This is a genomic window from Streptomyces sp. NPDC102437, from assembly GCF_044765565.1.
In the GTDB taxonomy this organism is placed as follows: domain Bacteria; phylum Actinomycetota; class Actinomycetes; order Streptomycetales; family Streptomycetaceae; genus Streptomyces.
This window is the reverse complement of sequence record NZ_JBIWKI010000006.1, coordinates 175,257-196,179: the sequence shown is the minus strand read 5'-3', so window position 1 is coordinate 196,179 and position 20,923 is coordinate 175,257. Positions and strand designations below refer to the sequence as shown.

General features: G+C 72.0%; 21 protein-coding genes. 14 read left to right on the top strand and 7 right to left on the bottom strand.

Annotation, left to right across the window (positions count from 1 at the left end; all coding sequences use genetic code 11):
- Positions 1-14: 14 nt before the first annotated feature.
- Positions 15-893, top strand: coding sequence for a formyltetrahydrofolate deformylase (gene purU / locus ACIRJP_RS10615; RefSeq protein WP_404170886.1), 879 nt, complete (start codon positions 15-17; stop codon positions 891-893).
- 19 nt (positions 894-912) lie between these two features.
- On the opposite strand, the gene ACIRJP_RS10610 is transcribed toward purU, so the two are convergent.
- Together ACIRJP_RS10610 and ACIRJP_RS10605 are read right to left on the bottom strand one after the other, a co-directional pair.
- On the bottom strand, positions 913-2,271 hold the full coding sequence (locus ACIRJP_RS10610; RefSeq protein WP_404170883.1) for a zf-HC2 domain-containing protein: 1,359 nt from the start codon (positions 2,269-2,271) through the stop codon (positions 913-915).
- Positions 2,268-2,843 carry an RNA polymerase sigma factor gene (locus tag ACIRJP_RS10605; RefSeq protein WP_404170880.1) on the bottom strand — a complete coding sequence of 192 codons (576 nt, stop codon included), beginning with the start codon at positions 2,841-2,843 and terminating at the stop codon, positions 2,268-2,270. Before ACIRJP_RS10605 ends, ACIRJP_RS10610 begins: the two co-directional genes overlap by 4 nt.
- A 258-nt stretch (positions 2,844-3,101) precedes the next feature.
- On the opposite strand from ACIRJP_RS10605, the gene ACIRJP_RS10600 reads away from it, so the two are divergent.
- Together ACIRJP_RS10600 and ACIRJP_RS10595 are read left to right on the top strand one after the other, a co-directional pair.
- Positions 3,102-3,476, top strand: a complete 375-nt coding sequence (locus ACIRJP_RS10600) for an STAS domain-containing protein (RefSeq protein WP_404170877.1) — start codon at positions 3,102-3,104, stop codon at positions 3,474-3,476.
- Between the two features lie 82 nt (positions 3,477-3,558).
- Complete coding sequence (locus ACIRJP_RS10595) at positions 3,559-4,077, top strand: EF-hand domain-containing protein (protein WP_404170874.1); 519 nt, start codon at positions 3,559-3,561, stop codon at positions 4,075-4,077.
- Positions 4,078-4,140: 63 nt separating this feature from the next.
- Here ACIRJP_RS10595 and ACIRJP_RS10590 read toward each other — a convergent pair whose 3' ends face one another.
- On the bottom strand, positions 4,141-5,679 hold the full coding sequence (locus tag ACIRJP_RS10590) for a class I adenylate-forming enzyme family protein (RefSeq protein ID WP_404170871.1): 1,539 nt from the start codon (positions 5,677-5,679) through the stop codon (positions 4,141-4,143).
- A 144-nt stretch (positions 5,680-5,823) separates the two neighbouring features.
- Between ACIRJP_RS10590 and ACIRJP_RS10585 the strand changes: the two genes are divergently transcribed.
- The 4 genes from ACIRJP_RS10585 (at position 5,824) to ACIRJP_RS10570 (ending at position 10,173) form a co-directional block, all read left to right on the top strand.
- Positions 5,824-7,017, top strand: coding sequence for an amidohydrolase family protein (locus ACIRJP_RS10585; RefSeq protein WP_404170868.1), 1,194 nt, complete (start codon positions 5,824-5,826; stop codon positions 7,015-7,017).
- 7 nt (positions 7,018-7,024) lie between these two features.
- A complete protein-coding gene (locus tag ACIRJP_RS10580) occupies positions 7,025-8,185 on the top strand; it encodes an acyl-CoA dehydrogenase (protein WP_404170865.1) in 1,161 nt (386 codons plus the stop codon).
- A gap of 7 nt (positions 8,186-8,192) precedes the next feature.
- A complete protein-coding gene (locus ACIRJP_RS10575) occupies positions 8,193-9,146 on the top strand; it encodes an acyl-CoA dehydrogenase family protein (protein WP_404170862.1) in 954 nt (317 codons plus the stop codon).
- 517 nt (positions 9,147-9,663) lie between these two features.
- On the top strand, positions 9,664-10,173 hold the full coding sequence (locus ACIRJP_RS10570; protein ID WP_404170859.1) for an ATP-binding protein: 510 nt from the start codon (positions 9,664-9,666) through the stop codon (positions 10,171-10,173).
- 30 nt (positions 10,174-10,203) lie between these two features.
- Here ACIRJP_RS10570 and ACIRJP_RS10565 read toward each other — a convergent pair whose 3' ends face one another.
- Positions 10,204-11,130, bottom strand: a complete 927-nt coding sequence (locus tag ACIRJP_RS10565; RefSeq protein ID WP_404170856.1) for a cyclase family protein — start codon at positions 11,128-11,130, stop codon at positions 10,204-10,206.
- An 83-nt stretch (positions 11,131-11,213) separates the two neighbouring features.
- On the opposite strand from ACIRJP_RS10565, the gene ACIRJP_RS10560 reads away from it, so the two are divergent.
- From ACIRJP_RS10560 to ACIRJP_RS10550, 3 genes are read left to right on the top strand one after another with little or no spacing between them, the layout of a single operon-like run.
- Positions 11,214-12,128, top strand: a complete 915-nt coding sequence (locus ACIRJP_RS10560; protein ID WP_404170853.1) for an SDR family oxidoreductase — start codon at positions 11,214-11,216, stop codon at positions 12,126-12,128.
- Positions 12,129-12,165: 37 nt separating this feature from the next.
- On the top strand, positions 12,166-13,362 hold the full coding sequence (locus ACIRJP_RS10555; RefSeq protein ID WP_404170850.1) for an acyl-CoA dehydrogenase family protein: 1,197 nt from the start codon (positions 12,166-12,168) through the stop codon (positions 13,360-13,362).
- Positions 13,359-14,408: a Zn-dependent alcohol dehydrogenase gene (locus tag ACIRJP_RS10550; RefSeq protein ID WP_404170847.1), complete on the top strand. Its 1,050-nt coding sequence runs from the start codon at positions 13,359-13,361 to the stop codon at positions 14,406-14,408. The genes ACIRJP_RS10555 and ACIRJP_RS10550 overlap by 4 nt, the downstream gene beginning before the upstream one ends.
- Positions 14,409-14,462: 54 nt before the next feature.
- Here ACIRJP_RS10550 and ACIRJP_RS10545 read toward each other — a convergent pair whose 3' ends face one another.
- Positions 14,463-15,446, bottom strand: coding sequence for a helix-turn-helix domain-containing protein (locus ACIRJP_RS10545; RefSeq protein ID WP_351262979.1), 984 nt, complete (start codon positions 15,444-15,446; stop codon positions 14,463-14,465).
- A gap of 151 nt (positions 15,447-15,597) precedes the next feature.
- Here ACIRJP_RS10545 and ACIRJP_RS10540 point away from each other — a divergent pair, with 151 nt between their 5' ends.
- Both ACIRJP_RS10540 and ACIRJP_RS10535 read left to right on the top strand, forming a co-directional pair.
- Positions 15,598-16,818, top strand: a complete 1,221-nt coding sequence (locus tag ACIRJP_RS10540; protein ID WP_404171157.1) for an MFS transporter — start codon at positions 15,598-15,600, stop codon at positions 16,816-16,818.
- Positions 16,819-16,928: 110 nt separating this feature from the next.
- A complete protein-coding gene (locus ACIRJP_RS10535) occupies positions 16,929-17,288 on the top strand; it encodes a DUF2809 domain-containing protein (RefSeq protein WP_404171154.1) in 360 nt (119 codons plus the stop codon).
- Here the strand turns inward: ACIRJP_RS10535 and ACIRJP_RS10530 are convergent.
- The gene (locus tag ACIRJP_RS10530; protein WP_404170844.1) at positions 17,245-17,577 is read right to left on the bottom strand and encodes a hypothetical protein; all 333 of its coding nucleotides are present in this window, start codon (positions 17,575-17,577) and stop codon (positions 17,245-17,247) included. The two genes, ACIRJP_RS10535 and ACIRJP_RS10530, sit on opposite strands and share 44 nt — an antisense overlap.
- A gap of 190 nt (positions 17,578-17,767) precedes the next feature.
- Here ACIRJP_RS10530 and ACIRJP_RS10525 point away from each other — a divergent pair, with 190 nt between their 5' ends.
- Positions 17,768-19,117: an MFS transporter gene (locus tag ACIRJP_RS10525; RefSeq protein WP_404170841.1), complete on the top strand. Its 1,350-nt coding sequence runs from the start codon at positions 17,768-17,770 to the stop codon at positions 19,115-19,117.
- Between the two features lie 49 nt (positions 19,118-19,166).
- Here ACIRJP_RS10525 and ACIRJP_RS10520 read toward each other — a convergent pair whose 3' ends face one another.
- Positions 19,167-19,910 carry a DUF6585 family protein gene (locus tag ACIRJP_RS10520; RefSeq protein WP_404170838.1) on the bottom strand — a complete coding sequence of 248 codons (744 nt, stop codon included), beginning with the start codon at positions 19,908-19,910 and terminating at the stop codon, positions 19,167-19,169.
- A 104-nt stretch (positions 19,911-20,014) separates the two neighbouring features.
- Here ACIRJP_RS10520 and ACIRJP_RS10515 point away from each other — a divergent pair, with 104 nt between their 5' ends.
- A complete protein-coding gene (locus ACIRJP_RS10515) occupies positions 20,015-20,902 on the top strand; it encodes a LysR family transcriptional regulator (protein ID WP_404171151.1) in 888 nt (295 codons plus the stop codon).
- The last annotated feature ends 21 nt before the right edge of the window (positions 20,903-20,923 follow it).

Sequence of the window (20,923 nt, the reverse complement as noted above, 5' to 3'; positions counted from 1 at the left end):
GGCACGCTACGGGGATGACCGCGCCGCAGCCTGCCGACACCGCCCCCGAGCAGTACGTCCTCACTCTCTCCTGCCCCGACAAAAAGGGCATCGTGCATGCCGTGTCGAGCTATCTCTTCATGACCGGCTGCAACATCGAGGACAGTCAGCAGTTCGGCGACCACGACACGGGTCTGTTCTTCATGCGGGTCCACTTCTCGGCGGACGCCCCGGTGACCGTGGAGAAGCTGCGGGCCAGTTTCGCGGCGGTCGGCGACTCCTTCCGGATGGACTGGCAGATCCACCGCTCCGCGGAGCGGATGCGGGTCGTGCTGATGGTCAGCAAGTTCGGGCACTGCCTCAACGACCTGCTGTTCCGCTCCCGGATCGGGGCGCTGCCGGTCGAGATCGCCGCCGTGGTCTCCAACCACACGGACTTCGCCGAGCTCGTCGCCTCGTACAACGTTCCCTTCCGGCACATCCCGGTGACCAAGGAGACCAAGGCCGCCGCGGAGGCGGAGCTGCTGGAGCTGGTCCGCGCGGAGAACGTCGAGCTGGTCGTCCTCGCCCGCTACATGCAGGTCCTCTCGGACGACCTCTGCAAGCAGCTGAGCGGCCGGATCATCAACATCCACCACTCCTTCCTGCCGAGTTTCAAGGGCGCGAAGCCGTACCACCAGGCACACGCCCGTGGTGTGAAGCTGATCGGTGCGACGGCGCACTATGTGACCGCGGACCTCGACGAGGGGCCGATCATCGAGCAGGAGGTCGAGCGGGTGGGCCACGGCGTCACGCCGGACCAACTGGTCGCCATCGGCCGCGATGTGGAGTGCCAGGCGCTGGCGCGGGCCGTGAAGTGGCACGCGGAGCGCCGCATCCTGCTCAACGGCCGCCGCACGGTGATCTTCGCGTAGGACCCCGCCGGGAGAGGTGTCACAAGCGGCTCAGCGAGGCCGCGGCGCACAGCACGTCGCGGATGGCCTCGCGGTCGCCCTCCTGACCGGCTGCCGCCTCGACCGGCGGCACGTGCCCGGCCACCAGCCGGCAGAACTCCACGCCGTCCAGCGCGATCTGCGCCACGGTGTGCGCGGGGGAGCCGAGCGCGGCCGGGGAGTCCAGCGGGATGTACCAGTCGCCGCCGCCGGAGCCCTCGACCTCCAGATGCAGCGAACGGCCAGGTGACCCGGCCGTCACCAGCTGCCGGGCGGGCCCGGCGAGACCGGTCCTGCGGCGTTCGGCGAGGGCGGCGGGCAGCAGCCGGGCCGCCAGGTCGATCATCCGGTTGAGATGGGTGGCGGACGGCGCCTCGTACGGATAGTCCACCGCCTTCGCGATGTCGCCGCCGTGCACCCAGCACTCGAAGGCCCGGTCCAGCAGGGCGTCGTGCATCGGGAGGGCGAAGTCCCCGTACGAGACGGAGAGCTCACAGACCCCGCGGCCGGCGAAGGAAACCGTACGGATGAGGGTGTGGCTCTGCGCGCGCCACGGCTCGTGGACCGCGCGGGTGGGCGGCCGCCGCGCGGCGGACCAGTACTTCTCGGTGCGTGCGGCGGGGGAGAGCGGCCAGTCGGCGCCCCGGCCGAGGACTCCGTCGCCGAGCGGCACTTCGAGGTCGAGGGCGGCGCCGATCAGCCCGTCGACGGCCATGAGATGACCGATGACGCCCGCGACCGTGGTCTTGCGGCCGGCCTCCTGCTCGCCCTCGAACCACTTCAGGCGCACCGGCGCGTGCCACTCCGCGCTGCCGATGTCACGGAGCAGCGCGTCGAGCCGCGCGGTCTCCGCGTCGTACGGGGAAGCCCAGTCCGGCACCGGGATGTCGGCCGGGCGGCGGCTCAGGCAGGAGTCGATCACCCGGGTGCGCAGCGTCGGGTCGAGGTCCAGGCTGCGGTCGGTGTGCAGCAGCCCGACGGCGTCACGCAGCCGCAGGGCCTCGTCCGCGCAGGCGGCGCACTCGGTCAGATGCGCCTCGACGGACTCGGTCTCCTCCGCCGAGCAGGCCGCCAGGGCCCACGCACCGAGGAGCGCCTTGAGGACGCGGTGCGCCGGCACCGACGGGTCCGGCGGGGCCGATGGGTCCGGTGATGCCACGGCGGTTTCCGGTTCCGGTGTCGTCGGCGGTGAGGCCGGTCGCGGCTCCCAGGGCGGGATCGCGGGGACGGGCGGCGGCAGGGGTACGGCGGAGAGGTCGAAGTCGTCCGCGGCGGCCCGGGGTCCCGGTACGCGCCGGGCGCCCCGCACCTCGTCGTCACGCCCGCCGTCGCCGCGCCCGTCCGAATCGTCGCCGGTCACAGGGGCCGTCCGTATCCGGGCGGCGACGTTCCTTCGAGCGGGCGGGTGTGTGCGGTGGAGAGCAGTTGCAGCCCGAGCCGGAGCCGGCGGCGGGCCTCGTCCTCGGTGACCCCGAGGTCGGCCGCGGTCTGCCGGTAGTCCCGGCGCTGGATGTACGCGAGCTCCAGCGCGGCCCGCAGCGGGGCGGGCATGGCCGCGACGATGTAGTCGGCGCGGGCCGCGACGGTGGCCCGGTGCACCCGCTCCTCCAGGCCGCTCCCGTCCTCGTCCGGGCCGTCGAGGCGGCCGTGCTCCTCGCGCAGCCGCCGCACGGACTGGCGGTGCGTGAGCCGGGCCACCCAGGAGCGCATCGAGCCCTGCTTGGGGTCGTAAGCGTCAGGGTTCTCCCACACGTAGCCGAAGACCTCGCGGGTCACCAGGTCGGCGGCGGTCTCGTCGTCCAGCATCCGGTGTGCCTGGCTGTGCACCAGCGAGGCGAACCGGTCGTAGAGCTCACCGAGAGCCGCCGCCTCACCGCGTGCCAGCCGCTGCTGCATCTTGCGGTCCCAGCGGGGCGGTGCGTTCCTGGTCATGCGACCCCCGACCTGTTTCCTCTGCTCTGTTCCCCTCGTCACATCGAATGTAGTCGGCGGTGTCGGCCGTGCACGTCCCTTTACGGCAAGTACCCCCCTGAAAAGGCCCGGGATGATAGTGAAGTGATCATTTCTGCCTGAATCCGCCTGTGTCCTGACAGGCCGCTCGGTGTTTCATGAGGGTCCGGCCGGGGCAGCCGCGAGAAGGAACGGAAACTTCCGGATCGTCGGAATCCCCGGAACGAGAGGGTCGGTCGCGTGACATTGAAGGTGGCCGGGACCGTGCAGGGCGAATGGACCGTACTGCACATACGCGGTGAGCTGGATCTGCTGACGTCGCCCGCGGTGCGCCAGTCCGTCCATGACGCGGTCGCCGTCGGCCGCCACGACGTGGTGCTCGACCTCTCCGAGGTCCAGTTCTGCGATTCCAGCGGGGTCGGTGTGCTGATCGCCGCCCGGCGGCTGATGCGTTCCTGCGGGGGCCGGCTGCGGTTGATCCTGCCGGCCCGGGGCGCGGAGGAGGGCTCGCACGTCAACCGGGTGCTCGCCGCCCTCGGCGTACGCCGGCTCTTCGACGTCTACCCCGACTGGGACACGGCCGTCGACGACCGGGCCCGGCCGCTTTCCGCGTGAAACCGCTCCGCGACGACCCCGGGTCGGGTGCCGGGCGCTCCAAAGTGACACGTGACGCCTTCCGGCGTCGTACGCTCCCCGCATGGACAGCGCAGAGTACGAGCGCAAGATCGCCCACCGCTTCGCCGCCTTCGACCAGGACGGCAACGGATACATCGATCGCGCGGATTTCAACGCAGCCGCGGCCCGTCTGCTCGCCGAGTTCGGCACGACGGCGCGCTGCGACAAGGGCCAGGCGCTCTACACCGGGGCCGAGGCGTTCTGGCAGGGTATGGCAGGCATCGCCGATGTCGACGGTGACCAGCGCGTCACCCGTGAGGAGTTCGTGGGCGGGGCCGTGAAACGGCTGCGCGACAGCCCGGAGCGCTTCGCGGAGATCGCCCGCCCCTTCCTGCGGGCGGCTATCGCCGTGGCGGACGGGGACGGCCTGGGCGCGGCGGTACCCGCCGTGGAGCGGGCGCTGCGGGTGCTGGGTGCGGATGCCGGGACGGCCCAGCTCGCCGCGCGGACCCTGGACGCGGACGGAGACGGCAGGATCACCGAGGGCCAGGCGGTGTCGGCGTTCGCCGACTACTTCACGGTGATCGCCCCGGACGCGTAGGACGTACGGGGGGTGCGGGGCGGCGCCCCGCACCCCCCGTCGGGCGAGCCGTCCCCCCTCCCGTCAGGCGAACTGCTCCCGCAGCCGGTACTTCAGCACCTTGCGCAGGGCGTCGTTGCGCGGCAGTGCCGCCACCACCTCCAGGCGTTCCGGCAGCTTGTGCACGGAGAGCCCCTCGGCCCGCAGGTACCCCGTGACCTGAGCCAGCGTCAGCGGAGCGGCGCCCGCCGGCTGTTCCACGACCGCGCAGACCAGCTCGCCCCGCTCCGGGTCCGGCAGCCCGATCACCGCCGCGTCCGCGACGTCGGGGTGCCGGTGCAGCAGGTCCTCTATCTCCTTCGCGGAGATGTTCTCGCCCTTGCGGATGATGATGTCCTTCAGTCGCCCGGTGAGCACCAGATGCCCGCCGGCCCTGACGTGGCCTATGTCGCCGGTGATCAGGAAGCCGTCCGCGTCGAAGACCGACGCGGACGCCGCCGGGTCCAGATAGCCCTTGCAGACCGCCTCCCCGCGCAGCCGCACCTCGCCGTCCGTGCCGTGCGGCAGCGGTTTGCCGTCCTCGTCGGTGATCCGGATCTCCATGCCCGCGGGCGGCCGGCCCTCCGTCTCGGCGAGGTGTTCCACCGTGTCGTCGGGGGCGCCCATCGTGATCATGGGGACCTCGGTCATGCCGTACCCGTGGGTGAGCTGGACGCCCATCTCCCGGACCACCGCGTGGTAGATCTCCGGCGGCTTCGGGGCCCCGCCGCCCGCCAGCAGCCGCAGGCTGGGGATCAGTTTCCGGTCCGGCGCCTTGCGCTGCTCGGTCAGGAACATCGAGTAGAACGCCGTGGACCCGCCCGCGACCGTCACTCCGTGGCGCCGGTACTCCGCCACCGCGTCCGGCATCGCGAAGTGTTCGAAGAGGACCGCCGGGAAGCCGTACAGGAGCAGCATCACCGAGTAGTCGGGCCCGGCGACATGGGCGAAGGGGAAGGCCATCGAGCCGATGTCGTCGGCCGACAGATGCAGCGCGTGGGCCAGGCAGGAGCCGCCCGCGATCAGGCTGCGGTCGGTGTGCAGCACCCCCTTCGGGTCGGAGGTGGTGCCCGAGGTCCAGTAGATCCAGCGCACCGCCGTGCCGTCACCGGGCGGCGGCGGGAGCACCGACGGATCGCCGTCCGGCAGCGACGCGTACGCCTCGAACACCGTCACCGGCCGGTCCGCCGTCACCCGTGAGGCCATCGCCGTGTGGTCGAAGCCGCGCCAGGTGCCCGGTACGGCGAAGAACTCCGCCTTCGACTCACGCAGCGCGAACCCCACCTCGCGGTCCCGGTAGAACGGGATGACGGGCGACTGCACGGCGCCGATCCGGGTCAGCGCGAACGACAGCAGCACCGTTTCGATCCGGGTCGGAAGCTGCCAGGCGACGACGGTGCCCGGACGTACGCCCATCTCCCACAGCCCGGCCGCGACCCGCTCGCCGCGGCTGCGCAGCTCGCCGAAGGTCAGGGTGCGGTCGTCCTGGATCAGGAACGGGCGGTCCGGGGTCAGGCCGGCCCGGCGTTCGACGAGTTCCCAGAAGGTGCCCGATGCACCCAGGGCGTGCGCGGTCTCGGTCACGGCGAACCCCTTAAAGCTGACGGACAGTCAGATGGTGCGGAGAGCGTAGAGCGCCGCGCCTTGTCGGTCCAGGGGTGCGGGGCTAGCCTGATGGCGACATAAATCTGACGGGTCATCAGAAAATCGCGCGCCGGAGGGGACACCATGACGGAACTGCCTCGGATCGTCAGCGTCGACGACCATGTGATCGAGCCGCCGCACCTCTTCTCGACCTGGCTGCCCGCCAAGTACCGCGAGCGCGGCCCGCAGCCGCTCACCGCGGGCATCGGCGAGCTGGCCTACACGGGCGGCAAATACGTCATCACCATGGACCCGGACGGCCCGCCCACCGACTGGTGGATCTACGAGGACCTGAAGTTCCCGTACAAGCGCAACATCGCCGCCGTCGGCTTCGACCGCGACGACATGACGCTTGAGGGCATCACCCGGGCGGAGATGCGGCCCGGCTGCTGGGACCCGGCCGAGCGGCTCAAGGACATGGACCTCAACCACGTCGAGGCCAGCCTCTGCTTCCCGACCTTCCCGCGCTTCTGCGGCCAGACCTTCGCAGAGGCCCACGACAAAGAGGTCGCGCTCGCCTGCGTGCGCGCCTACAACGACTGGATGGTCGAGGAATGGTGCGGCGACAGCGGCGGCCGGCTCATCCCGCTCTGCATCATCCCGCTCTGGGACATCGGCCTCGCGGTCGCCGAGATCCACCGCAACGCGGCCCGCGGGGTGCGCGCGGTGACGTTCTCCGAGATCCCCACCCACCTCGGCCTGCCGTCGATCCACACCGGGTACTGGGACCCGTTCTTCGCGGCCTGCCAGGAGACCGGCACGGTCGTCAACATGCACATCGGGTCCAGCTCGCAGATGCCCGCCGCCTCGCCGGACGCCCCGCCCGCCGTACAGGCCAGCCTCTCCTTCAACAACGCCATGGCCTCGATGATGGACTTCCTGTTCAGCGGGGTCCTGGTGCGGTTCCCGCAGCTCAAGCTCGCCTACAGCGAAGGGCAGATGGGCTGGATCCCGTACGCCCTGGAGCGCGCCGACGACGTCTGGGAGGAGCACCGGGCCTGGGGCGGGGTGCGCGGTCTGATCCCCGAGCCGCCGTCCACGTACTACTACCGGCAGATCTTCTGCTGCTTCTTCCGCGACAAGCACGGCGTCGCCTCGCTCGACGTCGTCGGGCGGGACAACGCCACCTTCGAGACCGACTACCCGCACGTCGACTCGACCTTCCCGCACACCAAGGAGGTCGCCCTCGACCACGTCAAGGGACTGGACGAGGAGACCGTCTACAAACTGATGCGCGGAAACGCGATCCGCATGCTCGGCCTGGACCTCGACAAGTAGGCCCGCGATGGACCTCGCGTACACCCAGGAGGAACAGGAGTTCCGGGCACGGCTGCGCGAGTGGCTGGCCGCCGTGCTGCCCGGACTGCCGCCGAAGCCCCGCCCCGACGACTGGCCGGGGCGCCGCGCGTACGACACGGCCTGGCAGCGGATGCTGTACGACGCCGGCTACGCCGGTCTGCACTGGCCCGTCGACGCGGGCGGCCGGGGCGCGACCCCGACCCAGCACCTGATCTTCCTGGAGGAGACGGAGAAGGCCGGAGCACCGTACGTCGGCGCGAACTTCGTCGGGCTGCTGCACGCCGGCCCGACGATCGCGGCCGAGGGCACCGCGCAGCAGCGGGCGCGCTGGCTGCCCCCGGTGCTCAGCGGCGACGAGATCTGGTGCCAGGGGTTCAGCGAGCCCGACGCCGGCTCGGACCTCGCCGCGCTGCGGACCAGGGCGGTGCGCGACGGCGACCACTACGTGGTGAGCGGCAGCAAGATCTGGACCTCGCACGCCGAGGTCGCCGACTGGTGCGAGCTCCTGGTGCGCACGGACCCGGCGGCGCCCAAGCACCGCGGGATCACCTGGCTCGCGATGGAGATGGACGCGCCGGGGGTCACCGTCCGCCCGCTGCGCACCCTCGCCGGGTCGACCGAGTTCGCCGAGATGTTCCTCGACGAGGTGCGGGTGCCCCTCTCCCACCGGGTCGGCGCGGAGAACGACGGCTGGCGGGTCACCATGGTCACCCTCTCCTTCGAGCGCGGTACGGCCTTCGTCGGCGAGGTCGTCGCCTGCCGCCGCACCCTGGACGCGCTGGCCGCCGAGGCCCGGCGCAGCGGACGCTGGGACGATCCGGTGCTGCGCCGCAGGCTGGGCAGGCTGAACGCCGAATTCCGGGCGCTGTGGCGGCTCACCCAGTGGAACGTCAGCGAGGCACAGCGGGCCGGGGCCGGCGGCGTACCCGGGACCGGCGGTTCGGTCTTCAAGCTGCGCTACTCGCACGCCCGCCAGGAGCTGTACGAGGCGGCCGCCGAGGTGCTCGGCGCCGACAGCGCGGACCTGGACCGGGAATGGGTCCTGGACCGGCTCTCCTCGCTCTCGTACACCATCGCCGCGGGCACCTCGCAGATCCAGCGGAACATCGTCGCCGAACGCATACTCGGCCTGCCGAAGGGGCGCTGACGCACTCATGGACTTCCAGCTCTCGGACGACCAGCGGGCCCTGCGGGCGGGGGTGCGGGAACTCCTCGCCGGGCGTTTCGGCAGGGACCGGATGCGGGCGGCACTCGACGGCGGCACGGGCATCGACCGGGCCCTGTGGCGGGAGCTCGGCGAGGCCGGGTTCTTCGCGCTGCGGCTCCCGGAGGCGGAGGGCGGCGTCGGTCTCGGGCTGCCCGAAGCCGTCCTGCTCTTCGAGGAGGCGGGACGCTCGCTGCTGCCCGGACCGCTGATCGCCACCCACCTCGCGGCCGGCCCGGTCAAGGGCGCGGCGCAGGGCGAGACGGTGGTCGCCGTGCTCGACCCGGGGCAGCCGGTGGCACACCTGGGCGAGGCGGACGCGCTGCTGGTGCTCGGCCTCGGGGGCGGACCGCGGGAGTCCGGCGCCGCACCGGTGGACGTCGCCCGGGTCCGGGACGCCGCCACCCCCGTACGTTCGATGGATCCGTTCACGCCCCTGTGGCGGGTCGCGGACCCGGTGGAGGCGGGCGAGCCGCTGGCCAGGGGCGGGCGGCTGCGCGACGAGGGCGCCCTGCTCGCCGCCGCCGAACAGCTCGGCAGCGCCGCCCGGACGACCGAGATGGCCGTCCAACACGCCGGTGAACGCGAACAGTTCGGGTCGCCGATCGGCTCCTTCCAGGCGGTCAAACACCTGTGCGCCGGAATGCTGGTCCGTGCCGAACTGGCCCGCTGCGCCGTGTACGCGGCGGCCGTGACCGCGGACCCGGTGGAGATCGCGGGCGCCAAACTGCTCGCCGACGACGCGGCGGTCCGCAACGCGCGCGACTGCCTCCAGGTGCACGGCGGCATGGGCTTCACCTGGGAGGCAGACGTCCACCTGCACCTCAAGCGGGCCTGGCTGCGGTCCGGGCAGTGGCTGACGGCGGCGGCGGCCGAGGAGGTGCTCGCGGCGAACCTGTGCTGAAACCGGGCGGGTTCCGTGCAGACCTCGGGTGCCCGGCGGCGGATGAATGCGCGGTGTACGCAGATGACAGGCAGAGCCGCAGGCCTCACGCTGCGGAGTTACGCAGTGCAGTTGACGGGCGCCGGCCCCGGCCCGCGGCCTTCACGTCATCCGTCACGGGGTGGAGTCGGTGCCGGGCTCGGGTACCCTCCGTGGGATGCGACAGGAACTGGAACCGGGCGGTCCGGGCGTTGCCCCTGCGGTGACTCCGGCTCCGGAACGGTGCCCTGCTCGCGATCCAGGCAGAAGCGCCGGGCATGCCCCGGGGGCGGTTCGTACGGCCTCGACGCGCCTCTGTTCGACTTCCCGCAACGTGCGTCGCACAGTATGCATCACGCGTACTCCTTCGCGCTGGAATATGCCCGAAGCGCTTGTTGCGGTCACTGTACGTCAACCATGCTGTCTCGCAGGGGAATCACGTTCCGTGACCCCGAGGAGGCGCGAGGCGATGTGTCCGCCGGTTCGGATGGTGTGAGCGGTGCAGGTGCTTCAGGTTCAGCTGGAAGTCGGGCCGGATCCCGCAGAGGTCGGGCGGGCCCGTAGATGGGCCCGGTCGAGACTGGTCGGGTCCGGGATAAGGGACGACGAGCCACTGGCCGAGACGCTCATCCTGCTGATCTCGGAGCTGGTCACCAATGCGGTGGTGCACACCGGGTGCCCGGCGGTGCTGCGCATGCTGTTCGGTCTGACCGGCTCGGCCGGGACCGTCCGGGTCGAGGTGGCCGACACCAGCTGTCGCCCGCCGCAGCAGCGCCACGCGGCGGGCGAGGACACCAACGGCCGGGGCCTGGAGCTGGTCGACGGCCTCGCCGACCGCTGGGGCTGGCAGCCGGAAGGTGCGGGCAAGCGCATCTGGTGCGAGGTCGACCGGGGCGCGCCGCTGGTCCAGCTGCCGCTGCACCCCGGTGCGCAGGGCGCGACGCCCTGCGCGGGGGATGCGGTCCGTGATGCGCGCCAGGTGCCACAAGCCGTCAAGCGCTTTGCATAAAGGTTAAAGCAGTTCGCTGAGGGCTCTCCGTCACAGGACGGCGACCGGCGCCACCGGGGTGCCGGTCGCGCCGGTGAACGGCTCCGGCATGGCGGAGAGCAGGAAGGTGTACCGCTTCTCCTGCGCACAGGCTGTGGACAGCGCCTCCAGATTCCAGTTCTGGCCCTGCAGCATGCCCATCTCGACCAGGTCCAGCGCGTGCACCCCCAGCCACAGGTCCTCGATCTCCGGCGGGAAGATCTCGAAGGTCAGGGTGTCGTTGGCGACCGCCGCCACATCGCGCGCGCGGAACCACTCGGGCGTCCGGACCGACAGGCCGGGCGACGGATAGCCGTACGCGTGCTTGTCGCCCGCCAGATACACCTGCACCTGCCCGGTCCGCACGAGCACGATGTCGCCGGACCGGACCCGTACCCCCGCCAGATCCTCGGCCGCGTCCAGGTCCTCGGGGGTGACGGCGTGACCGCCCTCCAGCCGGTCCACGCCGCGGGCCCGCGCCACGTCGAGCAGCACCCCGCGCGAGACGATGTGCGGCGCCTTGTCTATCCCGCTGAACTGCGCGCCGCCGTGCGCGGTGATCGTCGAGGCCGGCCGGCCGTTGTAGATCTTCCCCGAGTGCGAGGCATGGGTCAGCGCGTCCCAGTGGGTGGCCGTCTGCAGGCTCAGGACCGCCGTGTCGTCGCTGGTGGCGACGGTGCCGGGGCCGAAGAGCTCCTGGTTGATCTGGATCATGGTGTGCAGCGGATTGACCCGTCCGGGGATCAGTCCGCTCTGCACCCCGTCCTGCTGGAGGGGGAGCGCGAGCGGGATCCGCAGACCGGTGCGGATGGTGGCCGCCGCCTCGCGCACGACGTCGTCGGTGATGAGGTTGAGCGTCCCGATCTCGTCGTCGGCTCCCCAGCGGCCCCAGTTGTTGACCCGCTTCGCGATGTCGTGGAACTCGGCCGGCAGTGACATGGCGCCTCCTGGGGCTTGTGCTCGTGGACCTGATGGCCCATAAAATCTAACGGTCCGTCAGAAACCGCGGGAAGGGGCCGGGCATGGGGAACTTCTTGGCAGGCAAGGTGGTGGCCGTCACGGGTGCCGGGCGCGGCATCGGGCGGGCGGTCGCGCTCGCGGCCGCGGCCGAGGGGGCGCGGGTCGTCGTCAACGACTACGGCGTCTCCATCGAGGGCGGCGAGCCGAGCAGCGAGGTGGCCGAGTCGGTCGTCAAGGAGATCGAGGCGGCGGGCGGCGAGGCGTTGGCGGTCGCCGACGACATCTCCACGATGGCGGGCGGCCAGCGGATCGTGGACACGGCGCTCGCACGGTTCGGCCGGATCGACGGGGTCGTCTGCGTGGCCGGCATCCTGCGGGAACGGATGCTGTTCAACATGTCCGAGGAGGAGTGGGACCCGGTGGTCGCCACCCATCTCAAGGGAACCTTCACCGTCTTCCGGGCCGCGTCGGCGGTGATGCGCAAGCAGGAGGGCGGCGGCACCCTGATCGGCTTCACCAGCGGCAACCACCAGGGCAGCGTCGCCCAGGCCAACTACAGCGCCGCGAAGGGCGGGATCATCTCGCTGGTCCGCAGCGCGGCGCTCGGCCTGCACAAGTACGGAGTCACGGCCAACGCCGTCGCCCCGGTCGCCCGCACCCGGATGTCCGCCAACGTCCCCATGGAGCTCAAGGAGATCGGCGAGCCGGAGGACGTGGCGGCACTCGTCGTCTACCTGCTCAGCGAACGGGCCCGCCAGGAGAAGATCACCGGCCAGGTGTACACGGTCGCGGGGCCGAAGATCGCGGTCTGGGCCCAGCCCAGGGAGCTGCGGGCCGGGTACGTCGAGGGGGCGTGGACCCCGGAGCGGATCGCGGACTTCCTGCCGGGGACGGTGGGCACCGACCCGATGCCGATGCTGGCACGGCTGGAGGAGATGGCCGCGGCGGCAGCGGCGAAGGCGCGCCCGAACGCGTGAGGCCCCGGACGGCGAGCGGCAACAGCAGGAGGCACCCGTGGACTTCAGCTTCGGCCCCGACGACACCGCCTTCCGTGCGGAGGCACGCGGCTGGCTGGAAGAGCACCTCGTGGGCGAGTACGCGGCGGCCGCCGGCACCGGCGGCCCCGGCAGCGAGCACGAGGGCGTCGCGGTCCGGCGCGCCTGGGAGCGCGAACTGGGCCGTGACGGCTGGATCGGCCTCGGCTGGGACGACCACGGCGCCGGCCACGGCAACCGCCGCGCCAGCCTGACCGAGCAGGTCGTCTGGGCCGAGGAGTACGCCCGCGCCGACGCCCCCGCCCGGGTCGGTCACATCGGCGAGAACCTCCTCGCCCCGACCCTGATCGCCTACGGCAGCCAGGAGCAGCAGCGCCGCTTCCTGCCCGCCGTGGCGCGCGGTGACGCGCTCTGGTGCCAGGGCTACAGCGAGCCGGACGCCGGATCGGACCTGGCCGCGGTGCGCACGGCCGCGGTGCGCGACCCGGGCAGCGGCGGCCACCGGGTGTCCGGGCAGAAGATCTGGACGTCGCTCGCGAAGGAGGCCGACTGGTGCTTCGTGCTGGCCCGCACGGAGCCCGGCTCCCGCCGCCACCACGGCCTGTCGTTCCTGCTCGTGCCGATGGACCAGCCCGGCAGGATCGAGGTGCGGCCGATCCGTCAGATGTCCGGGACCAGTGAGTTCAACGAGGTCTTCTTCGACGGGGCGCACGCCGAGGAGTGCGTCGGCGGCGAGGGCAACGGCTGGACGGTCGCCATGGGGCTGCTGGCCCTGGAGCGCGGTGTCTCCACGCTCGTCCAGCAGATCGGCTTCGCCGCCGAGCTGGGCCGGGTGGTGAAAGCGGCAGTCGACAGCGGCGCCGTCATGGACCCGGTCCTGCGTGAACGTCTCGTACGGCAGTGGGCCCAGCTGCGGACGATGCGCTGGAACGCCCTGCGCACCCTCGGCTCCACCGGCGACCCGGGCGCGCCCAGCGTGGCGAAACTGCTCTGGGGCGGCTGGCACCAGCGCCTGGGCGAGCTGGCCGTGCAGATCAGGGGCACAGCGGCGGCCGTCGGCCCGGACGACTGGTCGGCGAAACAACCGTACGAACTCGACGAGGCACAGCGCCTGTTCCTGTTCACCCGGTCCGACACCATCTACGGCGGCTCGGACGAGATCCAGCGGAACATCATCGCCGAGCGGGTGCTCGGCCTACCGAGGGAGCCGAGATGAGAGGCGTCGTCTTCGACGGCAAGCGGACCGAGGTCGTCGACGATCTGGAGATACGCGATCCGGGCCCCGGCGAGGTGCTGGTGGCGGTGGCCGCGGCCGGGCTGTGCCACAGCGATCTCTCGGTGATCGACGGGACGATTCCGTTCCCGCCGCCGGTGGTGCTCGGGCACGAGGGCGCGGGCGTGGTCGAGGCGGTCGGCGCCGGCGTCCGCCATGTGGCGCCCGGCGACCACGTGTCGCTGTCCACGCTGGCCAACTGCGGGGCGTGCGCCCAGTGCGACCGGGGGCGCCCGACCATGTGCCGCAAGGCGATCGGGATGCCGGGGCAGCCGTTCTCGCGGCACGGGAAGCCGCTGTACCAGTTCGCCTCCAACTCGGCCTTCGCCGAACGGACCCTGGTCAAGGCCGTGCAGGCGGTGAAGATCCCCAAGGACATCCCGATGACCTCGGCGGCGCTGATCGGCTGCGGGGTGCTGACGGGTGTCGGCGCCGTGCTCAACCGGGCGAAGGCCGACCGGGGCGACACGGTCGTGGTGATCGGCACCGGCGGCATCGGGCTCAACGTGATCCAGGGCGCCCGGATCGCGGGCGCGCTGACGATCGTCGCCGTCGACGCCAACCCGGCGAAGGAGGCGGCGGCCCGGCAGTTCGGCGCGACACACTTCCTGACCTCGGCGGACGGGGTGCGGGACATCCTGCCGAACGGCGCCGACCACGCCTTCGAGTGCGTCGGCCGCACGGAGCTGATCCGTACCGCGATCGACCTGCTGGACCGGCACGGCCAGGCGATCCTGCTCGGTGTCCCGGCGGCCACGGCGGAGGCGTCGTTCCTCGTCTCGTCGATGTACCTGGACAAGTCGATCCTGGGCTGCCGGTACGGCTCCTCGCGCCCGCAGCGGGACATCGCGCTCTACGCGGAGCTGTACCGGGAGGGGCGGCTGCTCCTGGACGAACTCGTCACCACCACCTACCCGGTGGAGGACTTCGCCAAGGCGGCGGACGACGCGCACCACGGCCGGGTGGCGCGGGGCGTGCTGGTGTTCTGACCTTCGGGGCGTTCCGGCCCTCCGTGCGTTGCGGCCTTCCGCGCCGGGCGCCCCTCAGGCACTCCCGGCGCGGAAGGTGCGCCGGTACACCGTCGGGGACACCCCCAGTGCCGCCTGGAGATGCTGCCGCAGTGATGTGGGCGTCCCGAAGCCCGCGTCCCGCGCCACCTGGTCGATCGACAGGTCCGTCGACTCCAGCAGATGCCGGGCCCGTTCGACCCGCTGCCGGGTCAGCCACTGGACGGGACTGACCCCGACCTCCTCCCGGAACCGCCGGGTGAAGGTGCGCACGCTCATCGACTCCTGCTGCGCCATGTCGCGCAGCAGGATCGGGCGCTCCAGCCGCCCGAGCGCCCAACTGCGCGCGGTGGTCGTGGTCGCGAACCGGGCCTCGGGCAGGGGGCGTTGGATGTACTGCGCCTGTCCGCCGTCCCGGTGCGGGGGCACGACCGTGCGCCGGGCGACGTCATTGGCGACGGCGGTGCCGTGGTCCCGGCGCACGATGTGCAGACAGAGATCGATCCCGGCGGCGACCCCGGCGGAGGTCAGGACGTCCCCGTCGTCGATGAACAGGACGTCCGGGTCGACGCGGACCTCGGGGAAGAGCTGCTGGAAGTGGTCGGCGTGCGACCAGTGGGTGGTGGCGGGGCGCCCGTCGAGATACCCGGCGGCGGCCAGCACATAGCTGCCCGTGCAGATCGAGACCATCCGGGTTCCCGGCCTGATCCGGGCGAACGCGGCGGCCAGTTCGTCGGTGAGCCTGCCCTCGTCGAAGACGGGGCCGAGCTCGTAGCTGGCGGGGATCACCACCGTGTCGGCGGTGGCCAGGGCCTCGGGGCCGCGTTCGACGGTGATCGTGAAGTCCGCGTCGGTACGGACCGGGCCCGGCGGGCGGACGGAACAGGTCACGACTTCGTACAGGCCACGGCCCTTCTCGTGCGGCTCGATGCCGAACGCGCGGCCGAATATCCGCTGGGGGATGCCCAGTTCGAAAGGCAGCAGCCCGTCGAGGGCCAGGACGGCGATTCGGTGCGGCATTGGCGGACTCCCTTCACCCCTAGTGGTATAGACCTCAACCCTGATACATGTCACTCCTGTGAAGGAAAAGTCAGCGGAACACCCGCACATTCCCGCCGTCGAACGCGATGGTGCGCAGCCCCTTCCGACTGGTTCGTCCGGGCTGCGCACGATGGGCGAGGGCCTGGGGAGCGACCGGCCGGAAGGGCTCTGGAACCGTAATTTCCGGCTCTTCTTCGTCGCCCGCACCGCCGCGCTCTTCGGTGACGGCATGATCCCGGTGGCGCTCACCGCCGGGCTGCTGGGCGCCGGCCGCCCTCACTCCTCCGTGGGGTTCGCGCTCGCCGCCTGGATGGGCCCGTTGGCGGTCTTCGTGCTCTTCGGCGGCGTACTGGCGGACCGGTTCACCCCCCGCCGGATGATGATCATCGCGGACGCGCTGCGGCTGGTCGGGGCCTCGGTGCTGGCGTTCTCCTTCGCCACCGGCAACCCGCCGCTGTGGGCGGTGTACACGCTCAGCGCGGTGGCCGGGGTGGGTGCCGCGCTCTTCCAGCCGGGCGTCGCCTCGACCGTGCCCCGGGTCGCCTCGGACGTGCAGCGGGCCAACGCGGTACTGCGGGTCTCCGAGGCGCTGATGACCATGGCGGGCCCGGCCTTCGCGGGCATGCTCGTCGGGCTGGCCAGCGCCGGCGCGGTCTACGCGGCGAACGCCTCGACGTTCCTGGTCTCCGGCATCTGCCTGTTCCTGCTCCGGCTCGCCCCGGCCCCCTCGGACGAGGCGCAGCGCGGCGGTTTCGTCGCCGAACTGGCCGACGGGTGGCGGGAGTTCCGGGCCCGAAGCTGGCTGTGGGGGGTGATCGCGATCTGGACGGTGTACGGCTTCACGGTGCTCGGCCCGATGCTGCCGCTCACCGCGGTCGAGGTCACCGAGGCGCACGGCTCGGGCACGTACGGCGTGATGATGGCGGTGAACGGCGCGGGCAGCGTCGTCGGCGGGCTGCTGGCCCTGCGCCTGAGACCCCGCCGCCCGCTCACGGCGGGCGCCGTCGCGCTGACCGGGGTCTGCGTGAACCTGCTGGTGCTGGGGCTCGGGCTGCCGGTGCCCGCGCTCGGGGCGGGGCAGTTCGCGGCGGGCGCGGCGTTCGCGTTCTGGCTGGTGATGTGGTCGACGACGGTCCAGACCCATGTGCCGCCCGAGGCGCTGAACCGCCTGCACGCGTACGACGTGGCGGGCTCGCTGCTGATGCTGGCGGCGGGCCGGGCCCTGGCCGGGCCGGTCGCGGACCGGGTGGGCACCGCCGAGGTACTGCTGGCCGGCGCGGTGATCAACCTGATGGTGGTGGCGGTGCTGCTGGTGGCCCGGCCGATCAGCCGGCTGGAGCGGATCGCGTGACCGGGCGAGGGGACGAGGGCGGGGTCGGGGGCGGGGCCGGAGTCGGGCTCGGGGCCGGGGGAGCCCGGACGGCCGGGCGCGCCCGTGCGGTCGCGGCCGGCGCCGCGGCGCTGACCGTGCTCGCCGGGCTCGGGGTCAGGGCCTTCATGGACGGCGACCTCGCCAAGTACGCCGGGGACGCCCTCTACACCGTGCTGATCTGCGCCCTGGCCGCTGTGATCGCGCCCGGCGCGCGGCCGGTCGTCACGGCCGGGGCGGGGCTGGCGTTCAGCTGGGCGGTGGAGCTGCTGCAACTGACCGGGGTGCCCGCGGAGCTCTCCCGGAACAGCACGGTGTCGCGGCTGGTGCTCGGCTCGACCTTCAACGCGCCCGATCTGCTCTGGTACGCGGTGGGCGCGGGCTTCGCCTGGGCGGTGTCGGCCCTGGCTACTTCTCCCGGCTCCGCTCCTCGGACTTCTGCATCTCGATGACCTCGAAGACATGGGCGCTGGTCTGCCTGCGCACACTGCCGGCGACCAGCAGCCCCGCACCGAGGACGGACAGGGGCGCGGAGATCCCCAGGACGGTCAGCCCCTTCGGTACGTCGCTCTCCACCTCGCACACCGACGACCTGCCCACGTAGCAGTACATGCCGTCCTGGTCCGCCAGCAGGAAGCCCAGCCAGACCCACAGCGCACAGGCGATGAGCAGCATCACGGAGCCCCAGGCCTGCATCAGCGCGGAGCGGTGGTGGAAGTGCTGGCGTGCTGCCCACTGCATGGAATCCCCCGGATCGGTGTGCTGTGCGACGAGGCCGGCGCGCCCGGCCCGTCGGCCGACTGGCGATCGTACGCGCACCCGGGCCCGTTCGTCCGCCCCGGCCGGGAAGCGGTGATCACGATGGCCCGGTGGCCCGATTCCTGCGAAGGGTGTCCCTCCGGCCACTCGTGGGGAGGTGCACCGCGACCCGATGCTGAGTGACGTGACCCAGACAACCGACAGCGCCGCCCGGTACGACGACCGGCCGGCCACCACCCCGGCAGCCCCCGGGCGTCCCTCGCGCCGACGTGTTCACCGCGCCTGGATCGTCGCCGCCGTCACCTTCGTGACGATCATCGGCGGTGCCGCCTTCAACTCCCTCCCCGGCCTCCTCATCGAGCCGCTCAACGCGCGGTTCGGCTGGTCGCGCGGGGAGATCGGACTCGCCGTCTCCATCGACATGGCGCTGTACGGTCTCACCGCCCCGTTCGCCGCCGCGCTGATGGACCGCTTCGGCATCCGCCGGGTGGTCGTCGTAGCCCTCACCGCCGTGGCCACCGGGGCGCTGGCCAGCGTATGGATGACGGCCTCCTGGCAGCTGATGCTCTACTGGGGCGTGCTCGTCGGCCTGGGCACCGGCTCCATGGCGATGGCGTTCTCCGCCACGGTCACCAACCGCTGGTTCGTGGCCCGGCGCGGCCTGGTCACCGGCATCCTCACCGCGGCCGGCGCCTCCGGCCAGCTGGTCTTCCTGCCGCTGTGCGCCTGGATCGTCGAGCACCACGGCTGGCGCCCTGCCTCGGTGACGGTGGCGCTCGCGGCCCTGGTCGTCGTCCCGTTCGTCTGGTTCCTGCTCCGCGACCACCCGGCCGATGTGGGCCTCGCCCCGTACGGCGGCAGCTACGTGGAGAAGCCGGCGCCCGCGCGCGGGGCGGCGCGGCGGACCCTGCGCGTACTGACCGACGCGGCGCGCACCGGGCCGTTCTGGCTGCTGGCCGGTACGTTCGCGATCTGCGGGGCCTCGACCAACGGCCTGATCCGTACGCACTTCGTGCCCTCGGCCCACGACCACCACATGCCGATCACCGCCGCGGCGTCACTGCTCGCCGTCATCGGGATCTTCGACATCATCGGCACCGTCTTCTCCGGCTGGCTCACCGACCGCTTCGACGCCCGGAGACTCCTCGCCGTCTACTACGCGCTGCGCGGAGTCTCGCTGCTCTTCCTGCCGATGCTGATGGCGCCGACGGTGCAGCCGCCGATGGTGTTCTTCATCGTCTTCTACGGCCTGGACTGGGTCGCCACCGTCCCGCCGACGCTGGCCCTGTGCCGCGAGCAGTACGGGGAGGACAGCGCCATCGTCTTCGGCTGGGTGCTGGCGTCCCATCAGGTCGGTGCGGCACTGGTGGCTTTCCTGGGCGGGGTGGCGCGCGACGTGTTCGGCTCGTACGACGTGGTCTGGTACGCGTCCGGGGCGCTGTGCGCGATGGCGGCGCTGATGGCGCTGGTGATCCGCCGGGTGAAGGAGCCTTCGGACGCCGCCGTCGCCGGCCTCGGCTGATGTCGCCGGGAGCCGGGAGCGGTGAGCCGGGAGCCGGGCGCCGGGCGCCTCAGGCCGACGAACTTTCGGCGCAAAGGTGCTGGGCGACGGCCAGGAAGACGTGCAGGTTCGCGATGTCGCTGACCGCGGCGCTGCACCGGCGCCCGGAGCCGCCTGTCCCCATGGCGTTCACCCGGCCCGCTGACACGTGGATCTCCTGGACGTCGGACCAGGGGAGGTGGCCCTTCCCCCGGGCGGTCAGACCGGTGCGGGAGAGCGAGAATTCCCCGAAGTCGGCTGTCCCGCCCGCCAGGACCGATTCCAGGACCGCCGGGCCCTGGGCCCGCAGGACGGCCTGCTGCATATGGGGCCCCCAGGTCTCGGGGCCCTCGTAGAAGTGCGTGATCCTCGCGTGGTCCCGGCCCGGTCCCACCACGGAGTAGACGTACTCGGTGGTCGACGGGACGCCGTTGATGATCTTCTGGGTGATGTCCTGGTAGAGCCGCACGGAGTCCCAGCGGATGACGGCCCTGCCGTCGCCGGACTCCGGGTTCACGATCAGTCCGTTCTCGAACAGGTGGAGGCGCTTGGCGGCCTGTCTCCGGCTGAAGTCCGGGTACCGGCGCAGCCACCAGAAGAACAGCAGGCCGGGTATCACGAGCATCGCCAAGAGGTGGAGGGTCGTGAAGACGTAGAGGACGAAGAGCGCCTTGTTCAGGCGCTTGGGGGCGAACGTGCCCTGCGGAGCGCCGAGTCGGTGGGCGGCGGCCAGCTCGGCGGCCTCGGGCGACAGGGTGTTCGGTGCTGCTGCCATGGACGTTCCCTCGTCTCGAAGCTCGCGAACTCCTGTCGACGCTAGGACCGGACAAGCCATTCCACCAGCGACTAGATTGCATGCGAGTCATGCGAGGGAGGAATGTGTTCGAGATCGACGCGCTGCGTCTGCTGGTGACGGTGGCCGAAACCGGATCGTTCACGAAGGCCGCGGTCCGGCTCGACTACACGCAGTCGGCGGTGTCCCGGCGAATCGCCTCGTTGGAGAAGCAGGCGGGCGGACCGCTCTTCGAACGGCTCGCCCGGGGCGTACGGCTGAATCCGGCCGGCCATGCGCTGCACCGGCACGCCGTGGAGGTGCTCGCGCGCCTGGCGGGTGCGGAGCACGAGATGGCCGCGATCCGGGCCGGGCGGGGCGGGCGGCTTCGGGTGGGGGCGTTCGCCACGGCCAATGTCTCGCTGGTGCCCGCCGCGCTGCGGGCGTTCGCCAGGTCCAGGCCGGATGTCGAGTTCGTCGCGGTCGAGGGCCGGACCGGTGAGTCGATGCGGCGTCTGGCGGACGGGGCGCTCGACCTGGCCGTGGTCAGCGACTACCCGTCGGGTCTGCCGTCGGCCGACGGTGTCACGACCGAGGCGCTGCTGGAGGACGAGTTGTTCGTCGTGCTCCCCCGCGACCACCGCCTGGCCGTAACCAGGACGGTGGATCTGCGCGAACTGCGCGACGAGACCTGGCTCCAGGACGTGTCCGCCGACCGGCCCATGATGCTCGCCGAGGTCTGCGGCCGGGCCGGCTTCCGGCCGAAGCGGATCGTCCGGATCGCCGAGTGGACCGGCAAGTTCGGTTACGCGGCCGCCGGGTTGGGGGTCGCGCTGGTCCCCTCGCTGGCCGCCTGGGCGGTACCCGCCGAACTCGCCGTCTGCCGGCTCGGCGACCTCGCCCCGCGCCGGACCGTACATGTCGCACTGCCCGCGGCCCCGCTTCCGGCGGCGCTGAAGCTGCGGGATCTGCTGCGCGACGCGGCCGCCGGCTGAAGGCGTGCGCGTACCGGCGCG